We start from the raw sequence: 25437 nt of genomic DNA, 5'->3' as shown, positions 1-25437 counted from the left end.
CGATATCCCTTTGTTGAGTCTGATATCACTAAGCAATGGCCGTTCCATATTTTTTTAGGTTAATTATCAATAGGTTGCACTATTACTCGTCATTCCCGTTTCGAGAGCGCAGGCAAAATGATTTGCAAAATGAAAACGCCACCGGAAGGTGGCGTGTTGGTTATTGAGAGGGAGAGGGGAAGAGTCGGGCCTAGCCAATCCGGTATTGGCGGATCTGCTCGTCGATGGCCTTGGCCAGTTCGAACAGTTCGCGACTGGCGACATTGCTCTCCTCGGCGTGTTCCCGCTGGTGTTCGGCCACCATGGCCAGCTCATCCAGCGCCGTTCTGGCTTGCCCCATCTGCTGATTCTGAGATTGCGCCAGCGCGCTGATCCCGTTGATCTCTAAGGCTGTCTGGTTGATCTGGCTGGTGGCATCAACCAGCACCTCTCTGGCCTGATTCATCCGGTTGTATCCCTCTTCGCTCAGGGTGCGTGAATCCGCCATCGAGCTGCTGGCCTGCCGGGTTCCCTCCTGCAGCCGCAAGATAAGATCCTGTACATCCTTGGTGGCGGTCTGGGTGCGTACCGCCAGCTGGCGTACCTCGTCGGCGACGACCGCAAAGCCCCGTCCCATCTCCCCCGCCCGGGCCGCTTCGATGGCCGCATTGAGGGCCAGCAGGTTGGTCTGGTTCGAGACATCGCGGATGAGGTTCATGATCTGGGTGATGTTGTTGCTGTCCTTGACCACCTCTTCGAGCAGGGTAGAGGAGCTGCCGATGCTGCTGCGCAAGGAGTCGAGCTGAACGGCGCTCTGGGTCACATCCTGTTCGATGCTGAGCATATGGTCGGCTATGCGCCGGGTCACCTCGTTGACCCCTTCAGAGCGGCTGGCGATCTGCTCGGCATTGCTGCCGATGGTGGCGACCACATTGGTCAGCTCCTGAATGCTCTGGGCCTGCTGGCACGCTTCCCCTGCCAGAGCCTGCGCCTGATGGAGGGATTGCGAGGATTGGGCCGAGAGGGCGCTACCCGACTGCTGAAAGCGGGAGAAGCTCTGGTTCAGGCTCTGGATCAGCCGGTTGAAGCTCTGGGCCATCAGCCCCAATTCCGACTCGTCGGAGAAGTCGAGGCGGGTCGCCAGATCCCGATCGGCGGTGATGTGGTGCATGCCATCCGCGGCTTGCCGGATGGGGCGACTGATGGAGTGGGCCAGCCAGGCCGACGCCAGCATCGCCAGTCCACCAATAGCCAGCGATACCATGATAATGAGCTTGCGGGAAGCGAGCAGCCCCTCTTCCAGCTCGGCGCCATTGATCTCGCCGATCAGCAACCGGTTGAGGGTGGGGATGTAACGCACCGCGATGAGGTAGGTTTGCCCCTCCAGCGTCAGTGCTTGCACGGCCACTTGATCCCGGGCGTTGGGGGTGAGCCGTTTGACGGTATCGAGGAAGGATTGCTGGTGGTGGGCGGCTCCTTCCTGCTCTTGCTCGGGGTGGATTTCGATCTTGCCCTCCATGTCCGCCAGATAGACCTGCCCGCTCTTGCCGATCCGGTAGCTGCTAATGAGCTTGCTCAGGGCGCTCATGTCGATGGAGGTGCCCGCCACCGCCAGGGTCTTGCCCTCACGGGTGACGGCGGTGTTGATATAGAGGGAAGCGCGCTTGTCAAAGTCGGAGATATCGAGGTTCAGCTCATAGGGTTTGCTGCGTTTGAGAAAGCCGTAAAACCACTCATCTTTCGGGTCTGATCCGTTCAGCGCTTTCTGGGCGGTAGGGCCGCCGCTGAAGTTGAGCAGGGTATTGGTCTGGCGAGGAGCGATAAAGACGTTGCCGCCGATCCGCCGCTGCAGATCCTGAAAGTAGCGCTCCATCTCGGGCCACTGCGCCTCGGGCATCCCCTGGGCCAGCCAGTCAATGACGAAGCTGTTGCTGGCCAGCGCCTGCGCCTCGGTCAGGTGCTGGATCAGCTGGGCGGTTAGCTGGTTGGCAATCCGATCCACACTGCTTGGCAGCTCATAACGCTCCACCCGCTGCTGGGCTTGCGTGTGGGAGATCTGCTCGAGGATCAAGGTGATGCAGCTGATGGCGATGGCCATCAGAATGGCTACGCCGGAGAGGATCCGTGTGCGGATCCCGAGCCCCGACCAGAGTGAGTGCAGTGTAAAACGGTGTATCGCCCTCTCCATATCCCTCTCCTGTCATAAATCAGGTCGCATATGCGACCCAGAAGATGATTATAGATAGATAAGTCAATTGTGTTGCGTTGGGGATTGGTAACAGGTCGCAGCAGCAAAATGTGGCGGTATCAGCACGAGGGAAGGGGAGTGACAACATCAAGGGCGCAGGCAAAAAGAGAGGCCGACATCGCTGTCGGCCTCATTAGTTATGTATGTCAAAGGGGAGTCGGTTGCCCGATCAATCCTCTTCAGCCCAGCGGCGTGAACGCTCAACCGCTTTTTGCCAGCCGTGGTAGCGCTTGTCGCGATCGGCGTGATCCATCTGCGGGATGAACTCGCGATCCACACTGAACTTGTCTTGCAACTCGTCAGAGCTCTTCCAGAAGCCAACCGCCAGACCGGCCAGGAAGGCGGCGCCCATGGCGGTGGTTTCGATGCGGGTCGGACGTACCACCGGGGTGTGCATCATGTCGGACTGGAACTGCATCAGGAAGTCGTTGGCCACGGCGCCGCCGTCTACCTTCAGCGCGGCCAGCTTGATGCCGGAGTCCTGCTGCATTGCATCCAGCACATCGCGGCTCTGATAGGCGATGGATTCCAGCGCGGCACGGATGATGTGGTTACGGTTGGCGCCACGGGTCAGACCGACCATGGTGCCGCGAGCATACGGATCCCAGTAGGGCGCACCCAGACCGACGAAGGCTGGCACCAGATAGACACCGTTGGTGTCGCCCACTTTGGAGGCGAAGTAGTCGGTATCGCGGGCATCGTGAATGAGTTTCAGCTCGTCACGCAGCCACTGGATGGTGGCGCCGCCCATAAACACCGCACCTTCCAGCGCATAGTTCACTTCCCCTTTCGGGCCGATGGCGACTGTGGTCAGCAGACCGTGGCTGGAACGAACCGGGGCGGTGCCAGTGTTCATCAGCAGGAAGCAGCCGGTACCGTAAGTGTTCTTGGCCATCCCTTTTTCAAAGCAGAGCTGACCAAACAGGGCCGATTGCTGGTCACCGGCAATACCGGCGATGGGGATGCGGGAGCCGCCGCCACGGGTGGTGTAGCCGTACACTTCGGAAGAAGGTTTGACCTCTGGCAGCATGGACATGGGGATGCCCAGCTCGTCCAGCATCTTCTCGTCCCACTTCAGGTCGCGGATGTTGTAGAGCATGGTACGGGAGGCGTTGGTCGGGTCAGTGACGTGCACTTCGCCGTTGGTCATCTTCCACACCAGCCAAGTGTCGATGGTGCCGAACAGCAGCTCGCCGTTCATTGCCTTCTCGCGGGCACCTTCAACGTTATCCAGAATCCATTTGATCTTGGTACCGGAGAAATAAGCATCCAGCACCAGACCGGTATTTTCGCGCACGTACTCTTCCAGGCCGCGCGCCTTGAGCTCTTCACAGATGGCGGCGGTGCGGCGGCACTGCCAGACGATGGCGTTGTAGACGGGCTTGCCGGTGGCTTTTTCCCATACCACTGTGGTTTCACGCTGGTTGGTGATACCGATGGCGGCGATCTCTTCGCTGCGCAGGCCGGTCTTGGCCAGCACTTCGGTAAAGACGGAAGATTGGGTCGCCCAGATCTCCATCGGGTCGTGCTCTACCCAGCCCGCTTTCGGGTAGTGCTGGGTGAATTCGCGCTGGGAGGTGCCGACGATGTTGGCATCCTGATCAAACACGATGGCGCGGGAAGAGGTGGTACCCTGGTCCAGAGCGACGACATATTTCTTTTCTGCAGACATGATGTTCTCCACGTTTCTATTTTCCACGTTGTTACACGTTGGAGGGGGCCGCTCTTATGCGGCAGCCTCTTCTTTGGCGGTTTGGGTAGCAGCTTGCTCGGCGGCGGCAACACGGTTGCCCGGCACACAGGGAGCCAGCACTTTGACATACAGAGCGGTACCAATCTGGGCGCCAACGATGGGGCCAAGGATCGGAACCCAGAAGTAGGGGTTGTCACGACCACCGGTCAGGGCAACATCACCCCAGCCAGCAAAGAACGCGAACAGTTTCGGACCAAAGTCACGGGCCGGGTTCATGGCGAAACCGGTTAACGGGCCAAGGGAGGCACCGATCACCGCGATCAGGATCCCGATCAGCAGGGCGGCAGCGAAACCTTTGGGTGCGCCGTTGTTGTTGTCACCCAGCGCCATGATGCCCAGCATCAGGACGGCAGTGATCACCAGCTCGACCGCGAAGGCTTGCATGTTGTTCAGTAGGGGATTGGGGTAGGTGGAGAAGATCCCGGCGGTGCCAAGGCTCTCGACGCTGCCGCGCACCACGTTGTGGGTCACTTCCCACTGGGTGAAAAGGTTACCATACAAGAAGTAGACAAGGGCCGCGAAGCAGAAGGCACCGGCGATCTGGGCGATGATGTAGGGCACTACCTTGCGCTTGTCAAAGCCAGCGAAGGTCATCAGCGCCAAGGTCACGGCCGGGTTCAGGTGGGCACCTGAAATACCGCCGGTCACATAGATGGCGATGGCGACACCCAGACCCCAGGTAATGGAGATTTCCCACTGCCCGAAGTTGGCGCCTGCCAGCACCAGTGCGGCCACACACCCGACGCCGAAGAATATCAGCAGGCCGGTTCCGATAAACTCGGCGATGCATTCGCCAAGCAGGGTATTGGGTCTTTGTATGCTCATACGTTTGTTCCTTATATCCACCCAGAGTTGAAGTGATGTTCTGTTTTGTTGTTTTTCAGGCCGAGCAATGATTCCGAAAACGTTTTTTCTTGTTTTTCGAGCTAGCGCAAACGTTATGCTCGTTTTCGCTCGTTATCGGACGTGACAGAAAATAACCCTTCTCGCGGATTTCACCATCCCCCCGCCATAGGAAATGTGGACAAGATCCCACTCATTGCTAAGGAAATGTGACGTAAAGCAACTTGAAAAAGGGTTAATACCCCTTAGGTGGTAGCTCAAACCCTTGTGGCATAAGGGCTGGCGCTTGCTGAGTAACTGCTCACTTGGAGCTTTTATTTGTAATAAAAATGCAATATTTGAGCCTTCATCACAGATTGAATGTTCACTTGTGAGCACAATAGGCTCGCTTACGAATCAGTGGACTCACATGGTTCGTGGTTATGATCAGGGCATCCTCAACCGCCCATAACAACAATAAGGAAGCAGAACATGCTTAGTCTCTTCAAGCCTGCGGCGCACATCGACAGGCTCCCGGCTGACAAGGTCGATCCCTTCTACAAGCGCATGCGTTGGCAGGTGTTTTTCGGGATCTTCTTCGGTTATGCCGGTTACTACCTGGTACGGAAAAACTTCAGTCTGGCGATGCCTTACCTGATCGAGCAGGGATTCTCTCGCGGTGATTTGGGTCTGGCCCTCTCCGGTGTCTCTATCGCCTATGGTCTGTCCAAGTTCCTGATGGGCAACGTATCTGACCGTTCCAACGCCCGTTACTTCCTCTCTGCCGGTCTGCTGTTGTCGGCCGGTATCATGTTCATGATGGGTACCATGCACTGGGCAACCTCCAGCATCGCCATCATGTTCGTGCTGTTGTTCCTCAACGGTTGGGCACAGGGCATGGGCTGGCCACCTTGCGGTCGCACCATGGTGCACTGGTGGTCACAGAAAGAGCGTGGCGAAGTGGTTGCGGTCTGGAACGTGGCGCACAACGTGGGTGGCGGCATGATTGGTCCGCTGTTTATCCTCGGGATGGGCTGGTTCAACGACTGGCGCAGTGCCTTCTATGTGCCTGCTGCGGCCGCTGCGGCCATCGCAGTGATCGCCTTCTTCGTGATGCGTGATACCCCGCAATCGGTCGGTCTGCCTCCTATCGAAGAGTACAAGGACGACTATCCGAAGGATTACAACGCGAGCCACGAGCAGGAGTTTTCCGCCAAGGAGATCTTCGTCAAGTACGTGCTGCACAACAAACTGCTGTGGTACATCGCCATTGCCAACGCCTTCGTTTACCTCATTCGTTACGGTGTGCTGGACTGGGCGCCTACCTACCTGAAAGAGGCCAAGCACTTCACTGTTGATAACTCCTCCTGGGCTTACTTCCTCTACGAGTGGGCCGGTATTCCGGGCACCCTGCTGTGTGGCTGGATCTCTGACAAGATGTTCCAGGGCCGCCGTGCTCCGGCCGGTATCCTGTTTATGGTACTGGTGACTGTGGCCGTGCTGGTCTACTGGCTCAACCCGGCCGGCAACCCCACTGTGGATATGCTGGCGCTGGTGGCCATCGGCTTCCTGATCTATGGTCCGGTCATGCTGATTGGTCTGTATGCCCTTGAGCTGGCACCGAAGAAAGCAGCCGGTACTGCGGCAGGTTTCACCGGTCTGTTCGGTTATCTGGGGGGCGCTGTGGCAGCCAACGCCATGCTGGGCTATACCGTTGACCATTTCGGCTGGGACGGTGGCTTCATGGTATTGACCGCCTCTTGCGTGGTTTCCATCATCCTGCTGGCGATGACCCTCAAGCACGAGAATATTGCCGTTGCGGCCAAGAAAGCGGCTGCCGGTAAGGCATAAAACGTGATCCTCAGCTTATTGATCCCAAAGGGGATCAGGTAAACTGCCAAAAGGCCCCGCACCTGCCGGGGCCTTTTTTCGTTTCATCATCGGAGTGCAAGCGTGAAGCAAACCCAACGACATCTGGAGATCCTGGACGTCCTGACGCGGCAGGGCTTTGTCTCGACCGACGATCTGGTGACCCATTTTGATGTCAGTCCCCAGACTATTCGCCGGGATCTGAACGATCTCGCCGAGCAAAGCAAGATCCGGCGCCATCATGGCGGTGCCTCCCTGCATTCGAGTACCGTCAATACCGCCTACAGTGCCCGCAAAGTGATGCAACTCAAGGAGAAAGAGCGCATTGCCCGTGAGGTGGCGGCCAATATTCCCGACGGTTCATCGCTCTTTATTGACATTGGCACCACCACCGAAGCCATTGCCCGGGCTCTGCTCGATCACCGGGAATTGCGGGTGGTGACCAACAACCTCAACGTGGCCAGCATTCTGACGGCCAAGGATGACTTCACTGTGATCATCGCCGGTGGCGAGATCCGCAACCGCGATGGTGGCATCGTGGGGGAGGCGACCCGTGACTTTATTGGTCAGTTTCGCATGGACTATGGCGTCATCGGGATTTCGGGGATCGACAACGACGGCTCCCTGCTCGATTTCGATTACCACGAGGTGAAGATCGCCCAGGCCATCATTGCCCACTCCCGTCAGGTGTTTCTGGCTGCCGACCACACCAAGTTTGGTCGTAACGCCATGGTCAATCTGGGTAATCTCAACCAGATCCACGCCCTCTTTACCGATCAGGAGCCACCGGAAAGCCTGACGCGATTGATGGAGCAACACCAGATCGCCTGTCACATCTGCTGATCGTGGTGTGAACCAGCGCTGTGCCGGTCGCCCGTTCGGGCGGCCTCCTTTCTTTATTGTTTCTCTCATTACATCCCTTTCTGGGTATTGCTAAAACCCGTATTCAATCTGGTTTTTTTGGCTATTAACTCGCCGATTTCAGCCCGCCACCTGTTGCTCACCTGACGAGCCCCCTTTGCCGCCTCTGGCGGGCTGTGGCGATCACACTTTCGTTAAAAAATGTTCGTTTGTTGTATTTTCATGTTCTAAAATGAGCGAAATCAAACATTGCTGTTATAGCAATCATAAAAATGAAAGTAGGTGAACATGAGCGAACATTATGATCTGGTTGTCGTCGGTGGCGGCATCAATGGGGTCGGCATCGCAGCCGATGCGGCAGGACGGGGCCTCAAGGTTGCCCTGTTTGAGGCGCAAGATCTCGCCTCTGCCACCTCGTCCAACTCCAGCAAGCTGATCCACGGTGGTTTGCGCTATCTCGAACATTACGAATTCCGGCTGGTGAAAGAGGCGCTGGCGGAGCGTGAGGTGCTGCTCGGTATGGCGCCGCATATCGCCCGCCCCATGCGTTTTCGCCTGCCCCATCGCCCGCACCTGCGTCCAGCCTGGATGATCCGCGCCGGCCTGTTCCTGTATGACAATCTGGCCAAGCGCGACAAGCTCAAGGGGAGCTGCGGTGTGCGCTTGCTGCCGCAAGATGGCTTGGTCGCCGGCATCAACAAGGGGTTTGAATACTCGGATGCCTGGGTCGACGACGCCCGGCTGGTAGTGCTCAATGCCATGATGGCCCGTGACAAGGGTGCCGATGTGCAGACCCGCACCCGCTGTATCAAGGCGGTGCGCGGTTCCAAACACTGGACCCTGACTCTGGAGCGGGAAGGGGGCGAGCAGTTCACCGTCACCTGCCGTGGTCTGGTCAATGCGGCCGGCCCCTGGGTCAAGACCTTCTACGACGAGAGTCTGCAAGAGAAATCCCCTCGTGGCATTCGCCTGATCAAGGGCAGCCACATCATAGTGCCGCGCATCCATGAGCGCGAAGAGGCCTATATCCTGCAAAACGAGGACAACCGCATCGTCTTCGTCATCCCTTATCAGCAGGACTATTCGCTGATTGGCACCACCGATGTGGAGCATCACGGCAGCCCGCGGGAAGCGAAGATCAGCGAGGCCGAGATCACCTACCTGTGCAAGGTGGTCAACGCCCACTTCACTCGCCAGATCGCCCCGAAAGATGTGATCTGGACCTATGCCGGGGTGCGTCCGTTGTGCGATGACGAGTCAGATTCACCGCAGGCGGTGACCCGCGACTATACGCTCGAACTTTCTGGCGAATCGGACGGTGCGCCGCTGCTCTCGGTGTTTGGCGGCAAGCTCACCACCTATCGCAAGCTGGCTCAGGCCGCCTGCAACAAGCTCAAACCCTGGTTTAGCCAGATGGGGGATGACTGGACTGCGACCAGCCGTCTGCCCGGCGGCGAGTTTGACTGCACTGTGCGCGAGCTGGCTCGCGCCTTTGCGCTGGAGTTTGACTGGCTCGACGATCGCAGCGCCCTGCGCATTGCCGAAGCCTATGGCGCCCATGCCCGTCTCTGGCTGAAAGAGGATCGCGGTATTCACTTTGGTGGCGGTCTCTACGAGTCGGAAGTGCGTTATCTCATCGAGCGGGAGTGGGCCTGTTCACTGGACGATATCCTCTGGCGCCGCAGCAAGCTGGGGCTGCGCCTGAACGAGTCAGAGCAGCAGATGCTGAACATCTGGCTCGACCAATATCATCACGCCCTGCGCAAGGCGAGCTGATGAGTGACGGTGGGTAGTGCGCTGCTGCCCACCGCTATCCACCGCAAATATGCAATAAACCTCTGATAGAACAATTCCCTACACACAATAATAACGAGCATCACATATGAAAAAACTCGCCGTTTCCCTCATCGCCTTGAGCCTTGGGGCATCCCTCTCATTACCCGTATTTGCTGCCGATGAAGGCAAGGTGGTGATCGCCCACCGTGGTGCTTCCGGCTACCTGCCCGAGCATACCCTGGAGTCCAAGGCGCTGGCCTATGGCATGGGGGCCGACTATCTGGAGCAGGATCTGGTGATGACCAAGGATGACCAGCTGGTGGTAATGCACGATCACTTCCTCGATGGCATCACCGATGTGGCCGAACGTTTCCCTGGTCGTGCCCGTCCGGACGGGCGTTACTATGTGGTGGATTTCACCCTGGCCGAGGTGCGCTCCCTGCGCATGACCGAGCCGTTCCAACTGGTGGATGGCAAGCAGGTGCCGGTCTATCCGGCCCGCTTCCCGCTCTGGAAGTCGGACTTCAAGATCCACACCTTCCAGCAGGAGATCGAGATGATCCAGGGGCTCAACAAAAGCACCGGCAAGCACATCGGCATCTATCCCGAAATCAAGGCCCCCTGGTTGTTCCGTCACGAGGGCAAGGATATTTCCAAGGCGGTGCTGAAGGTGCTCAAGGAGTACGGCTACACAGGGAAAGATGACAAGGTCTATCTGCAGTGCTTCGATGCCGATGAACTCAAGCGCATCAACAGCGAGCTGATGCCCACCATGGGCATGGATCTGAAACTGGTGCAGCTGATGGCCGAGACCGACTGGAACGAGACCATGGTCTATGACGCCAAGGGTAAGGCGACCCCCTACAACTACGACTGGATGTTCAAGCCGGGAGCGATGAAAACCATCGCCAGCTATGCCGAAGGGATAGGCCCCTGGAAGCCAATGATCGTCACTGAGCCGGGCACCTTGGGCAAGCCGGTCTTCACCGGCATGGTGAAAGAGGCCCACGCGGCGGGTCTGAAAGTTCACCCCTATACCTTCCGTCAGGATGAGGGGCAGATCCCGGCCTATGCCAGGGACTTCACCGACCTGCTCAATATTTTCCTTTATCAGGCCGATGTGGACGGGGTGTTCAGTGACTTCCCCGACAAGGCGGTGGCCGTCATCAAGGCCCATGAAGGGGCGGCTAAATAACCGCCAGGCGCCATTTGAATGCAAAGCGAGGCCCATGGGTCTCGCTTTTGTCTTTCATACCGGTTATTGAAGTGTGCGCCCTGTCAGAAAATAGCCAGATCACGTCATGGTGTGCCGGATCTGCATCATTTTACGCAGTTTTTACCTAGCAGACCGCTGGCATGAAATCGGCAGAGCGGTTAGTCTAGCGGCGTTGAAGCAACCCCAAGAGGTACAGATGAAAACCGTATTGCGTTTTAGCCTGCTGGGCGCCTTGTTGTTGGGTGGCCATGCCTTCGCCGCCGAGCCGAAAAAATTTGATATCAGCATGTTCCCAGCCGCTGACGTGAATCAGGAACGTGTGGTGATCCGCCTGCCTGAAGTCGAGAAAGAAGCCGACATGATGGTCGAGCTGCAGGTTGGCAAAAAGATGATGGTTGATTGCAACGTGCCCCGTTTTGCGGGCAACCTTGAACAGCACAGCGTGAAAGGCTGGGGCTACAACTACCTGAAACTGGGTAAGATCTCTGATCCCATCAGCACCCTGATGATGTGCCCGGAAAATCAGCAGAAAGAGACCTTCGTCCAGATTTATGGTCAGGGTTTCTTTGTGAACTACAACTCCAAACTGCCGTTCGTGATCTATGTGCCGCAGGAGTATGACGTGCGTTACCGTTTGTGGCGTGCCGATAACCTGGCACAACCGGCCATGATTGAATAAGTGCATGTGAACCTGAAATGACATTGGCATCGCTGATGTGATAAATAAAGCGCCGTATGGCGCTTTATTTTTACCTGAAAATCCAGAAAGTGGCCGTGTCGGATGGCGATGAACTTACATAAGCCTGTTATTTATCAACGATTTTTGTGTGTTCTGCCACAAAATCGGCGCAAGCTATGGGGCAAATGGACTTCGATAAAAGATATTTATTAATATAGTGAGAAAATTGATTTTGCACTCGGCGATGGCCTGATGATACTTGCCCGCAAAGGTCAAACTAACCAGAAAAAGAGCACTATGAGCTTCGAATCAGACAAGCGTTTCAATGACTTCAAACATTTTCCCCGTGGCCTGCGTCGCAGTGGTGAATTCACTGTGGCCGAAGCGGACAGTCTGGAAAAATATGGTTCAGCCATGCTGGCACTCTATCAGGGCACGCAGATCGCCCGTGACGATGTCGAGACGGCTTTCGTCGAGCAGGTCAAATCCGGCGCAGCAGGCACTAATCCCCACGCCAAGGTATGGTTCAAATACCTCAAGGTGATCGGTCCCAAGCGGGTGCATCGCCTCTGTACCGTGGTCGGCGGTGCCAACGAAGAGAGCAGTGGCGGCGCCAGTTTTGATGTCGGTGGCGGTAGCGGCAGTGGCCGCAGCAGTGACGAGTCCATGGATTAATGGATACCGAGCTGCTTCGGACTTTTATCGAGGTCAGCAAGACCCGGCACTTTGGCAGGGCGGCAGAAAATCTCTACCTGACCCAGTCGGCGGTCAGTTTCAGGATCCGCCAGCTCGAGCAGCAATTGGGTGTCAGTCTGTTTGCCCGTCATCGCAACAACATTCGCCTGACCGCTTCCGGCGAGCGTTTGTTGCCTTATGCGGATGCCATCTTGCACACCCTTGGCCGTGCCAAGCAGGATGTGGCGCTCTCGCCAGGGTTCAGCCAGCAGTTGGCCATCGGTGCTCCCGCGGTTTTCTGGGAGCTCGATTTCAACGACTGGCTCAATCACATCTATGCGCTGGCGCCCGGGTTGGCGGTGCGGCTGGAAACGGCCTCTCGCGAACACCTCTGCCGCCAGTTGCTGGAGCGCTCCCTCGATCTGGCCCTGCTCTCCGAGCCCACCAAAATTGACGAGATTGCCCTGCATCCTATTGGTGAGCTGGTGTTCGAGCTGGTGAGCCGTGATCCGGCGGCCAATGCCGATAACCTGATGCAGATGCCTCATATCCACCTCGATTGGGGCACCAGCTTCGAGCCACAGCCGAGCCGCCTGCAGAGTCTGCAAAAGACCCCGGTGCTGCACTCCAGCTCCGCCAGCATGGCATTGCAGTTCGTGCTGGCCAACGGTGGCGCCGCCTATCTGCCCCGGCGGATGGTCAGTCCCTTCCTCGAGCAGGGGGCGCTTCATCTGGTTGAGGGTGGCCACGCCTTGAGTCGTCCGCTCTATCTCGCCTATCTGGAAAAATCCGATCGGCGGGAGCTGATTGATCAGTTGTTGACCCTGCCACTGGGTTGGCACGATGCCGAGCTGCGGCTCAATATCGAATAAGCGTCGCACCGTTATCAAGCAAGAGCCCACCACCATGGTGGGCTCTTCTGTTAGGACACAATTGCAGGGAGCAAGGTCACGTAATTGGCGCGGAAGGCTTGGCGTCATCAGCGGGTAACGGTACCTTTTCAGGCTGTTTATCCGATTGGCTGTTTACAGGGATGGATTGCAATTGATCGACTTTAGTCACCCCGAATGGCGGGCGTTGGCGCAGCAGTTGCTGGAACACGCGCCAGCGGTGATCCGTGGCCGTCAGTGGCAGCCGCTGGTGGGCTTGCTCAGGGACAACCAGCTGCTGCTGGCGGTGGGCCAGCATCGCTATGAGCTGACCCCGGCCGGTCGGCGCTATCTCACCCGCGAGCTGATGCTGGCCGAGATAGCGACCGCCCCCCCTGAGCCCGAGGAGTGGCTGCATGCTCAGGGCTGGCAGCTGGGGGAGCTGGTCAACGAGCGGGTGCTGGCTGCGCTCTATCGCAAGTCAGATGTGAACTTCTCCCCCAACGAGCAGATCGACTTCGAGGACAAGGGGATTCGGCTCTGTGCCGATCAGCTGTTGCGCTTGCGCGCCGCCCAGCCGTTCAGCCTCTTTTTCAGCGGTGGTACTCTGATCGATGCAGCGCCCTGGTTACAGGCGCTGGGGGAGGTAGCCCTGCCGGAACGCACTCTGGCGAGTCTTGGCAAGATCCTGTGGGGGGAGGGGAGTATCGAGCGGGTGATCACCACCGACAGCGTTGGCGCCTTTGCCGAGCTTCCCGTTGATGCTGGCACCTTGCTGGTGTTTGCTCCCTCAACGGCCCCCCTTGCCTTGCAGCAGGTGGTGGCCGCCTTGCCGCCCAATGTGCTGTGGAGCCATCTCACCGCCCTCGACCCTGCCGGGGTGGATCGACTGCAGGCGCTGGCCCAGCGGCTCGGCCGTCCGGCCAGTTGGTGGTTGCCCCGTGATCTGGCACCCATCCTCAGCGCGTATGCCCAGCCCTTGGCGGATCCTCGGCCCTGGGAACCGAGCCGGATCCCCAAGTCATTGTTAGCAGTTTGTAGCGGTTTGGTTGAGTCCAATAGTGGCTTGTCGGCCGAGGTGTGCGCATTGGCGCCAGCCTGGCATGCGGTTGGTTGAAATTGGCCTGTAAGCGAGCCAAAAAGCGGTTTTCCCCCGTTGAACGCGATGATATAAAGAGTTGACGAAGCGCTTGCCATTGGCCGAATTGTGCTTCGCTTGCCAACATGTTCAGTCATCCAATGCACTCAACGGAATACAGGGAATACCATGTTTGAAAAGGTTGTTGCCGCCCCAGCGGATCCGATCCTGGGCCTGACCGAAGCCTTCCGCGCTGACTCTCGCAGCCACAAGATCAATCTGGGGGTCGGGATCTACAAGGATGAGACCGGTGCCACCCCAATCCTTCACTGTGTCAAGAAAGCCGAGCAGAAGCTGCTGACTGACGAGAAGACCAAGAATTACCTCGGTATTGAAGGCAATATCGAATATGGCCGCATCGTGCAGCAACTGCTGTTCGGGCAAAATTCCGCGCTGGTCGCCAGCGGTCGTGCCAAGACCGCCCAAGCGCCGGGCGGTACCGGTGCCCTGCGCATCGCCGCCGAATTCGTGGTACGCAATGGTCTGGCCAAGACCATCTGGATCTCCGATCCCACCTGGGCCAACCACGTCAGCGTATTCCAGGCTGCGGGCCTGACCGTCAAGTGGTACAAGTACTACGATGCGGCCACCAAGGCGCTCGACTTCGCCGCCATGCAGGCCTCGCTGGCTGAAGTGCAGCCGGGTGAGCTGGTGCTGCTGCACGGCTGCTGCCACAACCCGACCGGTATCGACCCCACCAGCGATCAGTGGCGCGCACTGGCCAAGCAGAGTGCTGCTGCTGGCTGGCTGCCGCTGTTTGACTTTGCCTATCAGGGTTTTGCCCGTGGTATCGAAGAGGATGCCGAAGGTCTGCGTATCTTCGCCGAGTGCCATGACGAACTGCTGGTGGCGAGCTCCTTCTCCAAGAACTTCGGCCTCTACAACGAACGGGTCGGCGCCTTCACCCTGGTCAGCGCGACCAAAGAGATCGCCGACGTGGCCTTCACTCAGGTCAAAACCGTGATCCGCGCCAACTACTCCAACCCGCCGTCACACGGCGCCGCAGTGGTCACCGCGGTGGTGAGCGATCCGGCTCTCTATGCCGAATGGGTCGAAGAAGTGGCCGCGATGCGGGTGCGTATTCGCGAGATGCGCGAGCTGCTGGTAGAGAAGCTGGCTGCCCTCGGCGTGAGCCAGGATTTCAGCTTTATCCGCGAGCAGAACGGTATGTTCTCCTTCTCTGGTCTCTCCAAGGATCAGGTTGCGCGCCTCAACAGCGAGTTTGCCATCTACATCGTCGGTTCCGGCCGGATCAGCGTGGCCGGTATTACCCGCGCCAATATTGATCCCCTGTGCGAGGCGATCGCCAAGGTGCTGTAACCGCATTGCCTTGTGCTTTGGCACTATGCGGCTCTTTGCGGCACTATGCCATGAAAAAGCCCGTCACCTTGGTGACGGGCTTTTTTGATCGCCAATCAATGGAAAGGACAATTTAGTGGTGGCGAGCGCCTTGCCACAGTTTGCGCAACTGCAGTAGCAGAGCGGTCAGGGCGCCGCCGCTCAGGGCGGTCAACACCGCCAGCAGCAGGCTGCCGAGCAGGAATGGAGGCACCAGGGTCACCGCCTCCTGCTCCAGCCAGTGGAGGGTCCAGCTAAGGTGGAAAGGCTCCGGCGTCTGGTGCAGCACCAGACAACCGGTGCGATAGGCGTAGAGATACATGAACGGCAAAGTCAGCGGATTGTTGAACCAGACCGCCAGCAGGGCCAGCGGCAGGTTGAGGCTGAACGCCAGCGCCAGTCCGACGGCGATGAGCGAATGCATCGGGATGGGGATCCAGCAGGCGAAGATCCCGGCCGCTACCGCGCCACTGAGGGCTCGGGAGCCCCCTTGCCACAGCGCGGGTGCCAGCAACCTCTCACCAAACAGCGCAAACCATTTTTGCTGGCGCAGGGTGTCGGGGTCTATTTTGAAGCGGGCAAACCAACGACTCAGCATGCGCGGGCCATCTTGCGCTTTTGCCACTGGCGCACCGTGCTGATCCGCCAGAAGGTGCGGATCAGGGTGTAGCCGATGAGGGAGCTCAGCAGGGCCAGTATCAGCGATCCCATCAACAGCGGCGGCGCTATCGTCCCCAGCACCGAGACCAGCCAATCCCAGGTGAACTCAATCTCGATCTGCTGCGCTGAATGTCCCAGCAGCTGGCAACCGACCAGATAGGCGCCATAGAGCAAGGGCGGCATGGTGAAAGGGTTGGAGAGCCAGACCAGCGCCACTGACAGTGGTAAGTTGACCCGAAACAGGATGGCACCCCCGGCGGCCAGCAACATCTGGCAGGGCAGTGGCACCCAGGCCATGAAAAGGCCAACTGCAAATGCCCCTGCAGCAGAGCGTCGATTGAGATGCCAGAGATTGGCGTCGAGCAGCAGTTTGCCGAACAGTCGCAAGTGCTTGTGTTCTTTCAGGGTTTGTTGATCGGGCATCCAGCGTTTTATGAGTCGTTTGGGCATATTGAAACCTTGCTAAATACTTATCCCATGGATCTGCGTCTATTGTCGTTTGCCCTGGGGGCAAGCTCCTCACTGCTCTGGCCATGGTTACCTTCACTCGCATGGGGGGGCCTGTTGCTGTCCCTGCTGGTTCCCCTTGCATATTACCGCGCCTGGCGGCTGCTGTTTCTCCTGCTTGGTATCCTCTGGATGCAAGCCAACCTTGCCTATCGGCTGACGTGGTTGAACCAGCTTGGAGAGCAAACAAGCCACATCATAACCGCGCAGCTGCAAAGTGCAGAGCCCGAGGGGGATAAATTTGTCCGGCTGCTGCTGCGGATGAGCACCCTTGACGAGCAACCGCTGACACCTGAGCCCCTGATCCGGGTCAATGTCTATCAGGCATTGCCCGCCATGACAGTGGGCAGCCGGATCACCCTGGTCACTTCGCTGAAACCGGCCCATGGTCTTGCCAACGAGGCGGGGCTGGATGGGCGGCGTCTGCTGCTGGGCAAGGGGATCACCGCGACCGGCAACCTGCGCCGGGTGATCGCCATTGAGCCAGTGGCCGCGGGCTGGCGTGAACGCTGGTTGGGAGCGGCGACCGAGAGTTGGCGCTCGCTTAACCATGCGCCCTTGCTGGCAGCCCTCACTTTTGGCGAACAGAGTGGCATCACGGATGCCCAGTGGGAGCTGTTTCGCGGCAGCGGCCTGACTCATATCATCGCTATTTCAGGGCAACACATCGCGCTGGTGGCGGTGCTCGGGTGGTGGCTGGGGCGCTTGTTTGGCCTGCGTGGCGCCATTGTCACGTCCCTGCTGTTTGCCGCCGTCTATAGCGCACTGGCAGGATTTGCGGTGGCCACCGAGCGGGCCCTGATCATGGTGCTGGTGTGGAGTGTGCTGCGCTGGAGCCGGCGGGAGTGGCCTGCCTGGCGCATCTGGTTGTGGGCCTTTGTGGTGCTGACCCTCTGGGATCCCTTCGCCCTCTATTCGGCCGGGTTCTGGCTCTCGTTTCTGGCGGTGGCCATTTTGCTGCTGGTGGGATATTTCCACCACAAGCCCGGGCTGTGGCAGATCCAGCTCTGGTTGCTGCTCGGCCTGTTGCCACTGCAGTTGGCGCTATTTGAGGGGATAGCGCCGCTGGCCATGGTGATCAACCTGCTGGCAGTGCCGCTCTTTTGTATTGCCATCATACCGCTGGCGTTGATTGGCGTGCTGCTGGCGCCGCTCTCCACCTCGCTCGCCTACGGCCTGTTCTGGTTGGCGGATCTGGGGCTGGGGTGGGTGCTGGCCACCTTGAGCTGGCTGGCCGGTCAGTTGCAACTGTGGTGGCCACTGCCCGGCTGGTGGCTGCCGCTCTGTGCCCTGCTGTTGCTGCTCTGGTTCGGTTGGCAGTGGCGCCCCGCCCGCTGGCTGTGGTTGCCGGGCGCCCTTGCGCTGGTGTTGGCGTGCTGGCCTGCACCGGCCCGCTGGCAACTGCGGGTGCTGGATGTGGGACAGGGGTTGGCGGTGCTGATCAGCAAGGGCGATCGCGCCATCCTCTATGACACCGGTGATCGCTATCCCGGGGGCTACAACATGGCGGATGCGGTGATCTTGCCCCAGTTGAGCCGTCTGGGCATCAGAGTGATCGATCGTCTCATCATCAGCCACAAAGATCGGGATCATGCCGGTAATCGCAAGAGGCTGCTCAGCACCATGCCGGTGCGTCATGAGACCTCATCTTATCCCTTCAGCGAGGGAACCACCCTCTGCCAGCTCGGTCAGGCGTGGTCATGGCAAGGGTTGCAGTTTCGCGTGCTCTGGCCCGAACACCCCGGCGGTGGGCGTAACAACGATGGCTGCGTGGTACGCATCAGCGATGGCGAGCACAGCATATTGCTGAGCGCCGATATCGAACGGCAAGCCGAACAGCGACTGGTGGCCCTGGAGGGGGAGGGGTTGGCCAGCACCCTGCTGGTGAGCCCCCATCATGGCAGCCGCAGCTCTTCCACCCCACCGTTTGTGGCGGCGGTGGCGGCCCGAGAGGTGGTCCATAGCGCCGGTTTCAGGAACCAGTGGAACTTTCCCCGTCCCGAGGTGGTGGCCCGTTATCAGGATGCTCGCCAGTGGATCACCGGTCAGCAGGGGGCGATATTGGTTGAACCAATAGCCGGCGGCTTGCGTGTCACGGCCGAGCGTGATGATGGCCCCTGGTATCGGCGCAGTGGCGACTGGTGGCGGCCGAAGCGGTGGTTTGACCAATAAATAGTCACTTCCGGTGTGGATGGCGGTCATATCCAAGGCGGCACTTGGTGGAAACCCAAGCTTTGGCTAGAATGGCGCGTCATTTCCATTACTAACGGCTATTCATGCAACAAGAAACCTCACAAGAGAGCTGGCCAGTATTCAAACGCCTGCTCGGCTATGTCCGGGACCGCAAGCTGGGCCTGGTTGGTGGCATCATCGGGATGCTGGGCTATGCCGCCGTGGATACCACCTTCGTCTACTCCATCAAACCGTTGATCGATCAGGGCCTCAATGGCAATGACAGCAGCGTATTGAAATGGATGCCTTTCTTCGTTCTCGGCATTGTGGCCCTGCGCGGTTGCGCCGCTTTTCTCTCCAACTATTGCATGGCCTGGGTCGGCAACCATGTGGTGATGCGGCTGCAGCAACAGGTTTTTAGCCACCTGATGGCGATGCCCATGAGCTTCTTTGACCGCCAGAATACCGGCAACTTGCTCTCCAAAGTGACCTATGACGCGGGCCAGGTATCCTCTGCTGCCAGCTCAACTCTGGTGTCGCTGGTGCGAGAGGGGGCGACTGTGGTCGGCCTGCTGGGGCTGATGTTCTGGCACTCCTGGCAGCTGTCAGTGATCTTCCTGGTGGTGGGCCCTGTGGTGGGGATCCTGATCGGTCTGATCAGCCGACGCTTTCGCCAGATCAGCCGCCATATTCAGCAAGCGGTGGGAGACATCACTACCTCCACCGAGCAGATGCTGAAAGGTCATAAAGAGGTGCTGATGTTTGGTGGCCAGCAGGTGGAAGACAAGCGCTTCTTCACGGTCAGCAACCGGATGCGTCAGCAGACCATGAAGATGGTCGCGGCCGATGCCATCGGCAGTCCTATCGTCCAGATGGTGGCCTCGGTCGCGCTGGCGACATTCCTCTATGTGGCGACCATCGACAGCGTCAAGGCGACCCTGACCGCCGGTACCTTTACCGTCATGGTCACCTCCATGATGATGCTGCTCAAGCCGCTGAAAAGTCTGACTGACGTCAATAACCAGTTCCAGCGCGGTATCACCGCCTGTCAGAGCCTGTTCGGCCTGCTCGATTCCACTCCGGAAGAAGATTCAGGGACCCGCACTCTGGCACGCGCCCGCGGCGAAATCGAGTTTCGCAACGTCACCTTTAGCTACCCGACCAAAGAGACACCGGCGCTGCACAATGTCAGCTTCAAGGTCGAGGCGGGTAAATCGGTGGCGCTGGTGGGCCGCTCCGGCTCCGGCAAGAGCACCATCGCCAGCCTGTTGACCCGTTTCTACGATATCGAGCAGGGCGAGATCCTGCTCGATGGCATCAACATCCGCGAATACAAGTTGAGCGAGCTGCGCAAGCAGTACGCGCTGGTCTCCCAGCATGTCCACCTGTTCAATGACTCGGTGGCCAATAACATTGCCTATGCCGCCGAAGAGCGCTACAGCCTGGACGAGATCCAGCAGGCGGCCCGCATTGCCCATGCCGATGAGTTTGTCCGCAAGATGCCGGAAGGTTACGACACCGTGGTGGGCGAGAACGGGGCATCGCTGTCTGGTGGCCAGCGCCAGCGTATCGCCATCGCCCGCGCCCTGCTGCGCGATGCACCTGTGCTGCTGCTCGATGAGGCGACGTCGGCGCTCGATACCGAGTCAGAGCGCCACATTCAGGCTGCCATCGACGAGCTGTGCAAAGCGCGCACTTCGCTGATGATCGCCCACCGTCTCTCTACCATCGAGAAGGCGGACGAGATCCTGGTGATCGACGAGGGTCATATCGTTGAGCGCGGCAACCATGAAACCTTGATGGCCATGCAGGGTACCTATGCCCAGCTGCGGGCCATCCAGTTTGGGAGCGCTTCACTGGGAACCAAGGCCTAATGCTGCAACAGCTCTGGTACGGCAAGAGTGGCTGGCGCTGGTTGCTGGCCCCTTTCGCCCTGCTGTTCGCCATCATCAGCGGCACCCGCCGCTACGCCTATCGCCACGGCTGGCGCAAGGGGTATCGCTCCTCCTTGCCGGTGATTGTGGTGGGCAATATTTCGGTGGGTGGCAACGGCAAGACCCCGGTAGTGGTCTGGCTGGTGGAGCAGCTGCAAGCCCGTGGCTATCGCCCCGGGGTGGTGAGCCGTGGTTATGGTGGCAAGGCGCCCCATTACCCTTATCGGCTGGATGAGACCAGCACCACGGCGCAGGCGGGAGATGAACCCGTGTTGATCGCCCGACGTTGCGGTTGCCCGGTGGTGGTCGCACCGAAACGGGCCGATGCGGTACGGCTGCTGGAGCAAAGTGGTGAGGTGGATATCATCATCACCGATGACGGTCTGCAGCACTACGCGCTGGCCCGGGACATCGAGCTGGTGGTGGTGGATGGCGCCCGCCGTTTTGGCAATGCCTGTTTGCTCCCCATGGGGCCGCTGCGCGAGCCGGTCACCCGTTTAAAGCGGGTTGACGCCATCATCTGCAACGGTGGCGAGCCGGGCAAGGGTGAGTACCCCATGCAACTGGTGGCCGATGCTCCGCGGCGGGTGCGCGACGATGCACCGCTGGCGGTGCCACTGTCAGGCGCGGTCGATGCACTGGCAGGTATTGGTCATCCCCCCCGTTTCTTTGCCACCCTGGAGGGATTGGGCTACGCACTGGATCAGCAGGTCGCTTACGGGGATCACCACCCCTTCGATCGCACCGAGCTGGTGGGTCGCTTTGCCGCCAAGCCGCTGCTGATGACCGAAAAGGATGCGGTCAAATGTCGCTCGTTTGCCCTCGATAACTGGTGGTATCTGCCGGTCAGCGCCCAATTGCCGGCCCCCCTGCTCGATACCCTGCTGCAGAAATTGAAATTGGTGAAAGCACCCAATGCGGGTGCCGGGATATAACATATCGGATTGCTCGACATCATAGCTGGCCGGGTTGTGTGGCTGGCTCGACATCGTTGAAGGAGTATCGTTTTGGCATTAGATATCAAGTTGCTCGACATCATCGCCTGCCCGGTCTGCAAGGGTAAGTTGCACTACAACAAAGCCGTTCATGAGCTGGTTTGCCGCTTCGACAAGCTGGCCTATCCGCTGGAAGAGGGGATCCCGGTGCTGTTGGAAAACCGCGCCCGCCTGCTCAATAGCGATGAGCTGCCATCATGAGTTTCGTGGTCGTCATTCCAGCCCGCTATGCGTCAACCCGTTTGCCGGGCAAGCCGCTGGCGGATATCCATGGCAAGCCTATGGTGCAACATGTAGTTGAAAAAGCGCTGCAATCTGGCGCCGACCGTGTGATTGTCGCCACTGACGATGTCCGGGTGCAGCAGGCGCTACAGACCACCGGCGTTGAGGTGTGCATGACCTCACCGGATCACCAGTCCGGCACCGAGCGTCTGGCCGAAGTATGCCGTCACTACGGCTTCGCTGCCGATACCATCATCGTCAACGTGCAGGGGGATGAACCACTCATTCCGCCCGCCATCATTCGTCAGGTGGCGGACAATCTGGCCGCCGCCACGGCACCCATGGCCACGCTGTCTGTGCCGATCAAGGATGCCGAAGAGGCGTTCAATCCCAATGCGGTCAAGGTAGTGACTGACAAGGATGGCTACGCCCTCTATTTCAGCCGCGCCAGCATTCCCTGGGATAGGGACCGATTTGCCAAGAGTCACGAGCTGATTGGCGGCCACTATCAGCGCCATATCGGCATCTACGCCTATCGCGCCGGATTCATCCAGCGTTATGTGGACTGGGCACCGAGCGTGTTGGAGCAGGTCGAGGCGCTGGAGCAGCTGCGGGTGCTCTGGTATGGCGAGAAGATCCACGTCGCCCTGGCCCTTGAAGCCCCGCCGGTAGGGGTAGATACCCAAGCCGATCTGGAGAAGGTGCGCGCATTGTTGGCCAAGTGATGGCAACGACACGCAGATAAGGAACAACGGTGTCGCCAGACACCGTTTTTTGTTTTTAATATTTATATAATTATTTGATTTTAAACATCAATAACGGGTTTTCTCAAACTTTTGGCGGACATGGTTTGCCAATGCGACGAGTTTGGTTATGATGCAAGACGCCCTGTTAACCCTAACCGGGCGGCAAAAACGAGATAAAAAACGGGGTGTTTGGGTGATAAATGTATTCCTGGTCGATGATCATGAGCTGGTGCGTACAGGGATAAGACGCATTCTTGAAGACGTGCGCGGGATCAAGGTGGTGGGCGAGGCACAGAGCGGGGAAACCGCCGTTGCATTTTGTCGCCAACACCATCCGGATGTGATCCTGATGGACATGAACATGCCGGGCATTGGTGGTCTGGAGGCGACCCGCAAAATTCTGCGGATCCGCCCCGATGTACGCATCATAGTGCTGACCATTCACTGCGAAAATCCGTTCCCTACCAAAGTGATGCAGGCGGGTGCTGCGGGTTACCTGACCAAGGGGGCAGCCCCTGACGAGATGATCCAGGCGATCCGGCTGGTGCACTCCGGTCAGCGTTACATCTCCCCGGAGATCGCCCAGCAGATGGCCCTCAGCCAGTTTGCCTCGGCGGATGAGAATCCCTTCAAGTCCCTCTCCGAGCGCGAGCTGCAGATCATGATGATGATCACCAAGGGACAGAAGGTGACCGATATCTCCGAGCAGCTCAACCTGAGCCCGAAGACGGTCAACAGCTACCGCTATCGTCTGTTCAGCAAGCTGGACATCAGTGGTGACGTGGAGCTGACGCATCTGGCCATTCGCTATGGCATGCTGGATGCCGACACCCTGTAACCGGGTGGCGTGAGGCCTCAAAGGCGGCGGGTGCCGCCTTTTTGCTTTTCTGCCCCTTTGCTTTTCAGGCGGCGGGGGCAGTATGCTCTGCCCGTCAATTTTTGCCTTTGTGTGAGCCGAGTAGCTGATGACCCTCTCTCCCGATCCCCTCTTCGACAGCAAAGCGTTTCTGAGCGCCGTGACCCATCAGAGTGGCGTCTACCGCATGTATGACAGCGGTGGCACCGTTATCTATGTGGGCAAGGCCAAGGATCTGAAAAAGCGGCTCGCCTCCTACTTTCGCACCAACGTCGACAGCATCAAGACCCGCACTCTGGTGCGCCAGATCGCTGATATCCAGGTCACAGTCACCCATACCGAGACCGAGGCACTGATCCTCGAGCACAACCTGATCAAGCAGTATCAGCCCCGTTACAACGTGCTGCTGCGGGATGACAAATCCTATCCCTGGATCATCATCACCGCGCACCTGCATCCGCGTATCGGTGTCCATCGCGGTGCCCGCAAGGTGAAGGGGGAGTATTTCGGGCCGTATCCTTCCGGCGGCGCGGTGCGCGAGAGCCTGCACCTGATGCAGAAGATCTTTCCGGTGCGCCAGTGCGAGGATGCGGTCTACGCCAACCGCAGCCGTCCCTGCCTGCTCTATCAGCTCAAGCGCTGCGCGGGCCCCTGCGTACCCGGGCTGGTGAGCGAAGCTGAATATGCCCAGCAGGTGGAGTTGGCCAAGCTGTTTCTGGCGGGCAAGAACCAGCAGGTGATTGGCGAGCTGGTGGGCAAGATGGAGTCCGCCAGCGGCGATCTGCGCTTTGAAGAGGCGGCCCGCTATCGGGATCAGATCCTGGCGCTGCGCCGCGTCACCGAGCAGCAGTCGGTGAGCGGCAACGTGCTGGACGAGCTGGATGTGGTGGGGGTCGCCTTCGAGCAAGGGGCCGCCTGCATCCACGTGCTATTTATCCGTCAGGGCAAGGTGCTCGGTTCGCGCAGCTACTTCCCGAAAGTGCCGGCCGATACTCCGCTCGATGAGGTGGTGCAATCCTTCCTGCTGCAGTTCTATCTGTCGGGGCAGGGGGGGCGGCAGATCCCCAGTGAAGTGCTGCTCGATGTAGCCCTCGAGGATGAGAGCATCATCGCCGAGACCCTGAGCCAGACCGCTGGCTACAAGGTGCGGGTGGTCAGCCGCACCCGCGCCGAGCGGGCTCGTTTTATCAAGCTCGCCTCCATCAACGCCGAGACTGCGCTGCGCTCCCGTCTGGCCCACAAGAGCACCCTCATCGCCCGCTACGACCAGCTGGAGGAACTGCTGGAGCTGGAGCGTCCTATCGCACGCATGGAGTGTTTTGATATTTCCCACACCATGGGGGAGCGCACGGTGGCCTCTTGCGTGGTGTTCAACCGCGAGGGGCCGCTCAGCTCCGAGTATCGTCGTTTTAATATCGACGGCATTACCGGTGGCGATGACTATGCGGCCATGGAGCAGGTGCTGGAGCGCCGTTTTGGCAAGCTGCAGGAGCAGGACAAGGTGCCGGACGTGCTGTTTATCGACGGTGGCCTCGGCCAATTGCGCCGCGCCGAGGAGATCCTGGCGCGCCAGCTGGAGTTTCTGGGTGGCAAATATCCGCTGCTGGTAGGGATCGCCAAGGGTGTGACCCGCAAGGCGGGGCTGGAGACGCTGATCATGGGGGAGAGCCACGAAGAGCTGCACTTGCCGGCAGATATGCCCGCTTTGCACCTTATCCAGCATATTCGCGATGAATCCCACCGTTTTGCCATTACCGGTCACCGGGCGCGGCGCGCCAAAGCTCGCACCAGCAGCAGCCTGGAGGATATTCCCGGGGTAGGCCCGAAGCGGCGTCAGGCGCTGCTCAAATACCTTGGCGGCCTGCAGGAGGTGAAAAAGGCGAGCGTGGACGAGTTGGCCAAGGTGCCCGGTATCAGTCAGGAGCTGGCTCAGACCATCCATGATGGCTTGCACAGTGCCTGACCCGCTGTTGGCCCCTCGTTGGCGCCAGAGGATATCGCTAACTCCTTGATGCACAAGAGCCGTGACGCGGGGGGGCCGTAAATGCCATAATGGCCTCGCATCTTGAGAAGATTGATGGATTAACAAGACCGAGACGAGCGCCAGTGCGATTGCATCGCA

Annotated in this window: 21 protein-coding genes; 16 read left to right on the top strand and 5 right to left on the bottom strand. The window is 59.0% G+C overall.

All coding sequences use genetic code 11. The features are described from left to right. Positions 1-190 precede the first annotated feature (190 nt). The 3 genes from BN4575_RS05685 to BN4575_RS05675 all read right to left on the bottom strand — a co-directional run bounded on the left by BN4575_RS05685 (position 191) and on the right by BN4575_RS05675 (position 4805). On the bottom strand, positions 191-2167 hold the full coding sequence (locus BN4575_RS05685; protein WP_068977476.1) for a methyl-accepting chemotaxis protein: 1977 nt from the start codon (positions 2165-2167) through the stop codon (positions 191-193). A 229-nt stretch (positions 2168-2396) separates the two neighbouring features. Beyond that, the gene (gene glpK / locus BN4575_RS05680) at positions 2397-3899 is read right to left on the bottom strand and encodes a glycerol kinase GlpK (protein WP_068977475.1); all 1503 of its coding nucleotides are present in this window, start codon (positions 3897-3899) and stop codon (positions 2397-2399) included. Between the two features lie 54 nt (positions 3900-3953). Then, positions 3954-4805, bottom strand: coding sequence for an MIP/aquaporin family protein (locus tag BN4575_RS05675; protein ID WP_068977474.1), 852 nt, complete (start codon positions 4803-4805; stop codon positions 3954-3956). 489 nt (positions 4806-5294) lie between these two features. Between BN4575_RS05675 and glpT the strand changes: the two genes are divergently transcribed. The 9 genes from glpT (at position 5295) to BN4575_RS05630 (ending at position 15205) form a co-directional block, all read left to right on the top strand. Beyond that, complete coding sequence (glpT, locus tag BN4575_RS05670; protein ID WP_068977473.1) at positions 5295-6653, top strand: glycerol-3-phosphate transporter; 1359 nt, start codon at positions 5295-5297, stop codon at positions 6651-6653. Positions 6654-6755: 102 nt separating this feature from the next. After that, positions 6756-7514, top strand: coding sequence for a DeoR/GlpR family transcriptional regulator (locus BN4575_RS05665; protein WP_068977472.1), 759 nt, complete (start codon positions 6756-6758; stop codon positions 7512-7514). A gap of 306 nt (positions 7515-7820) precedes the next feature. After that, positions 7821-9308 (top strand): glycerol-3-phosphate dehydrogenase, encoded by a 1488-nt coding sequence (gene glpD / locus BN4575_RS05660; protein ID WP_068977471.1) that lies wholly within the window; start codon positions 7821-7823, stop codon positions 9306-9308. 106 nt (positions 9309-9414) lie between these two features. Further along, positions 9415-10503, top strand: coding sequence for a glycerophosphodiester phosphodiesterase (glpQ, locus tag BN4575_RS05655; RefSeq protein ID WP_068977470.1), 1089 nt, complete (start codon positions 9415-9417; stop codon positions 10501-10503). 217 nt (positions 10504-10720) lie between these two features. Beyond that, a complete protein-coding gene (eco, locus tag BN4575_RS05650) occupies positions 10721-11203 on the top strand; it encodes a serine protease inhibitor ecotin (protein WP_042018918.1) in 483 nt (160 codons plus the stop codon). A gap of 297 nt (positions 11204-11500) precedes the next feature. Continuing rightward, the gene (locus tag BN4575_RS05645; protein WP_068977469.1) at positions 11501-11878 is read left to right on the top strand and encodes a DUF413 domain-containing protein; all 378 of its coding nucleotides are present in this window, start codon (positions 11501-11503) and stop codon (positions 11876-11878) included. Further along, entirely contained in the window at positions 11878-12750 is an 873-nt protein-coding gene (gene hdfR / locus BN4575_RS05640; RefSeq protein WP_068977468.1) for an HTH-type transcriptional regulator HdfR, read from the top strand. Before BN4575_RS05645 ends, hdfR begins: the two co-directional genes overlap by 1 nt. Before the next feature lie 172 nt (positions 12751-12922). Next, on the top strand, positions 12923-13864 hold the full coding sequence (locus BN4575_RS05635) for a hypothetical protein (RefSeq protein WP_068977467.1): 942 nt from the start codon (positions 12923-12925) through the stop codon (positions 13862-13864). Between the two features lie 150 nt (positions 13865-14014). Then, entirely contained in the window at positions 14015-15205 is a 1191-nt protein-coding gene (locus BN4575_RS05630; protein ID WP_068977466.1) for an amino acid aminotransferase, read from the top strand. Between the two features lie 112 nt (positions 15206-15317). On the opposite strand, the gene BN4575_RS05625 is transcribed toward BN4575_RS05630, so the two are convergent. Further along, positions 15318-15821 carry a DUF2062 domain-containing protein gene (locus tag BN4575_RS05625; protein ID WP_042018923.1) on the bottom strand — a complete coding sequence of 168 codons (504 nt, stop codon included), beginning with the start codon at positions 15819-15821 and terminating at the stop codon, positions 15318-15320. Beyond that, positions 15815-16333, bottom strand: coding sequence for a DUF2062 domain-containing protein (locus BN4575_RS05620; protein ID WP_042018924.1), 519 nt, complete (start codon positions 16331-16333; stop codon positions 15815-15817). The genes BN4575_RS05625 and BN4575_RS05620 overlap by 7 nt, the downstream gene beginning before the upstream one ends. 27 nt (positions 16334-16360) lie before the next feature. Here BN4575_RS05620 and BN4575_RS05615 point away from each other — a divergent pair, with 27 nt between their 5' ends. The 7 genes from BN4575_RS05615 to uvrC all read left to right on the top strand — a co-directional run bounded on the left by BN4575_RS05615 (position 16361) and on the right by uvrC (position 25278). Beyond that, entirely contained in the window at positions 16361-18562 is a 2202-nt protein-coding gene (locus BN4575_RS05615) for a DNA internalization-related competence protein ComEC/Rec2 (RefSeq protein WP_068977465.1), read from the top strand. Positions 18563-18666: 104 nt separating this feature from the next. Continuing rightward, a complete protein-coding gene (gene msbA, locus BN4575_RS05610; protein WP_042018926.1) occupies positions 18667-20436 on the top strand; it encodes a lipid A ABC transporter ATP-binding protein/permease MsbA in 1770 nt (589 codons plus the stop codon). Next, the gene (gene lpxK, locus BN4575_RS05605; protein WP_068977464.1) at positions 20436-21431 is read left to right on the top strand and encodes a tetraacyldisaccharide 4'-kinase; all 996 of its coding nucleotides are present in this window, start codon (positions 20436-20438) and stop codon (positions 21429-21431) included. Before msbA ends, lpxK begins: the two co-directional genes overlap by 1 nt. A gap of 72 nt (positions 21432-21503) precedes the next feature. Further along, complete coding sequence (locus BN4575_RS05600; protein ID WP_042018929.1) at positions 21504-21692, top strand: Trm112 family protein; 189 nt, start codon at positions 21504-21506, stop codon at positions 21690-21692. After that, positions 21689-22438, top strand: coding sequence for a 3-deoxy-manno-octulosonate cytidylyltransferase (kdsB, locus tag BN4575_RS05595; RefSeq protein ID WP_068977463.1), 750 nt, complete (start codon positions 21689-21691; stop codon positions 22436-22438). Before BN4575_RS05600 ends, kdsB begins: the two co-directional genes overlap by 4 nt. 214 nt (positions 22439-22652) lie before the next feature. Beyond that, entirely contained in the window at positions 22653-23297 is a 645-nt protein-coding gene (uvrY, locus tag BN4575_RS05590) for a UvrY/SirA/GacA family response regulator transcription factor (protein WP_042018933.1), read from the top strand. A gap of 127 nt (positions 23298-23424) precedes the next feature. Further along, complete coding sequence (uvrC, locus tag BN4575_RS05585; protein ID WP_068977462.1) at positions 23425-25278, top strand: excinuclease ABC subunit UvrC; 1854 nt, start codon at positions 23425-23427, stop codon at positions 25276-25278. Positions 25279-25437: the final 159 nt, after the last annotated feature.

Source organism: Aeromonas sp. EERV15, assembly GCF_900079845.1.
Taxonomy (GTDB): domain Bacteria; phylum Pseudomonadota; class Gammaproteobacteria; order Enterobacterales; family Aeromonadaceae; genus Aeromonas; species Aeromonas sobria.
This window is presented reverse-complemented; position numbering and strand designations above follow the sequence as displayed.

Coding starts and splice junctions, on each gene's coding strand:
- BN4575_RS05685 (WP_068977476.1), bottom strand. CDS start 2,167: ATGGAGAGGGCGATACACCGTTTTACACTGCACTCACTCTGGTCGGGG.
- glpK (WP_068977475.1), bottom strand. CDS start 3,899: ATGTCTGCAGAAAAGAAATATGTCGTCGCTCTGGACCAGGGTACCACC.
- BN4575_RS05675 (WP_068977474.1), bottom strand. CDS start 4,805: ATGAGCATACAAAGACCCAATACCCTGCTTGGCGAATGCATCGCCGAG.
- glpT (WP_068977473.1), top strand. CDS start 5,295: ATGCTTAGTCTCTTCAAGCCTGCGGCGCACATCGACAGGCTCCCGGCT.
- glpD (WP_068977471.1), top strand. CDS start 7,821: ATGAGCGAACATTATGATCTGGTTGTCGTCGGTGGCGGCATCAATGGG.
- glpQ (WP_068977470.1), top strand. CDS start 9,415: ATGAAAAAACTCGCCGTTTCCCTCATCGCCTTGAGCCTTGGGGCATCC.
- eco (WP_042018918.1), top strand. CDS start 10,721: ATGAAAACCGTATTGCGTTTTAGCCTGCTGGGCGCCTTGTTGTTGGGT.
- BN4575_RS05645 (WP_068977469.1), top strand. CDS start 11,501: ATGAGCTTCGAATCAGACAAGCGTTTCAATGACTTCAAACATTTTCCC.
- hdfR (WP_068977468.1), top strand. CDS start 11,878: ATGGATACCGAGCTGCTTCGGACTTTTATCGAGGTCAGCAAGACCCGG.
- BN4575_RS05630 (WP_068977466.1), top strand. CDS start 14,015: ATGTTTGAAAAGGTTGTTGCCGCCCCAGCGGATCCGATCCTGGGCCTG.
- BN4575_RS05625 (WP_042018923.1), bottom strand. CDS start 15,821: ATGCTGAGTCGTTGGTTTGCCCGCTTCAAAATAGACCCCGACACCCTG.
- BN4575_RS05620 (WP_042018924.1), bottom strand. CDS start 16,333: ATGCCCAAACGACTCATAAAACGCTGGATGCCCGATCAACAAACCCTG.
- BN4575_RS05615 (WP_068977465.1), top strand. CDS start 16,361: ATGGATCTGCGTCTATTGTCGTTTGCCCTGGGGGCAAGCTCCTCACTG.
- msbA (WP_042018926.1), top strand. CDS start 18,667: ATGCAACAAGAAACCTCACAAGAGAGCTGGCCAGTATTCAAACGCCTG.
- lpxK (WP_068977464.1), top strand. CDS start 20,436: ATGCTGCAACAGCTCTGGTACGGCAAGAGTGGCTGGCGCTGGTTGCTG.
- kdsB (WP_068977463.1), top strand. CDS start 21,689: ATGAGTTTCGTGGTCGTCATTCCAGCCCGCTATGCGTCAACCCGTTTG.
- uvrC (WP_068977462.1), top strand. CDS start 23,425: ATGACCCTCTCTCCCGATCCCCTCTTCGACAGCAAAGCGTTTCTGAGC.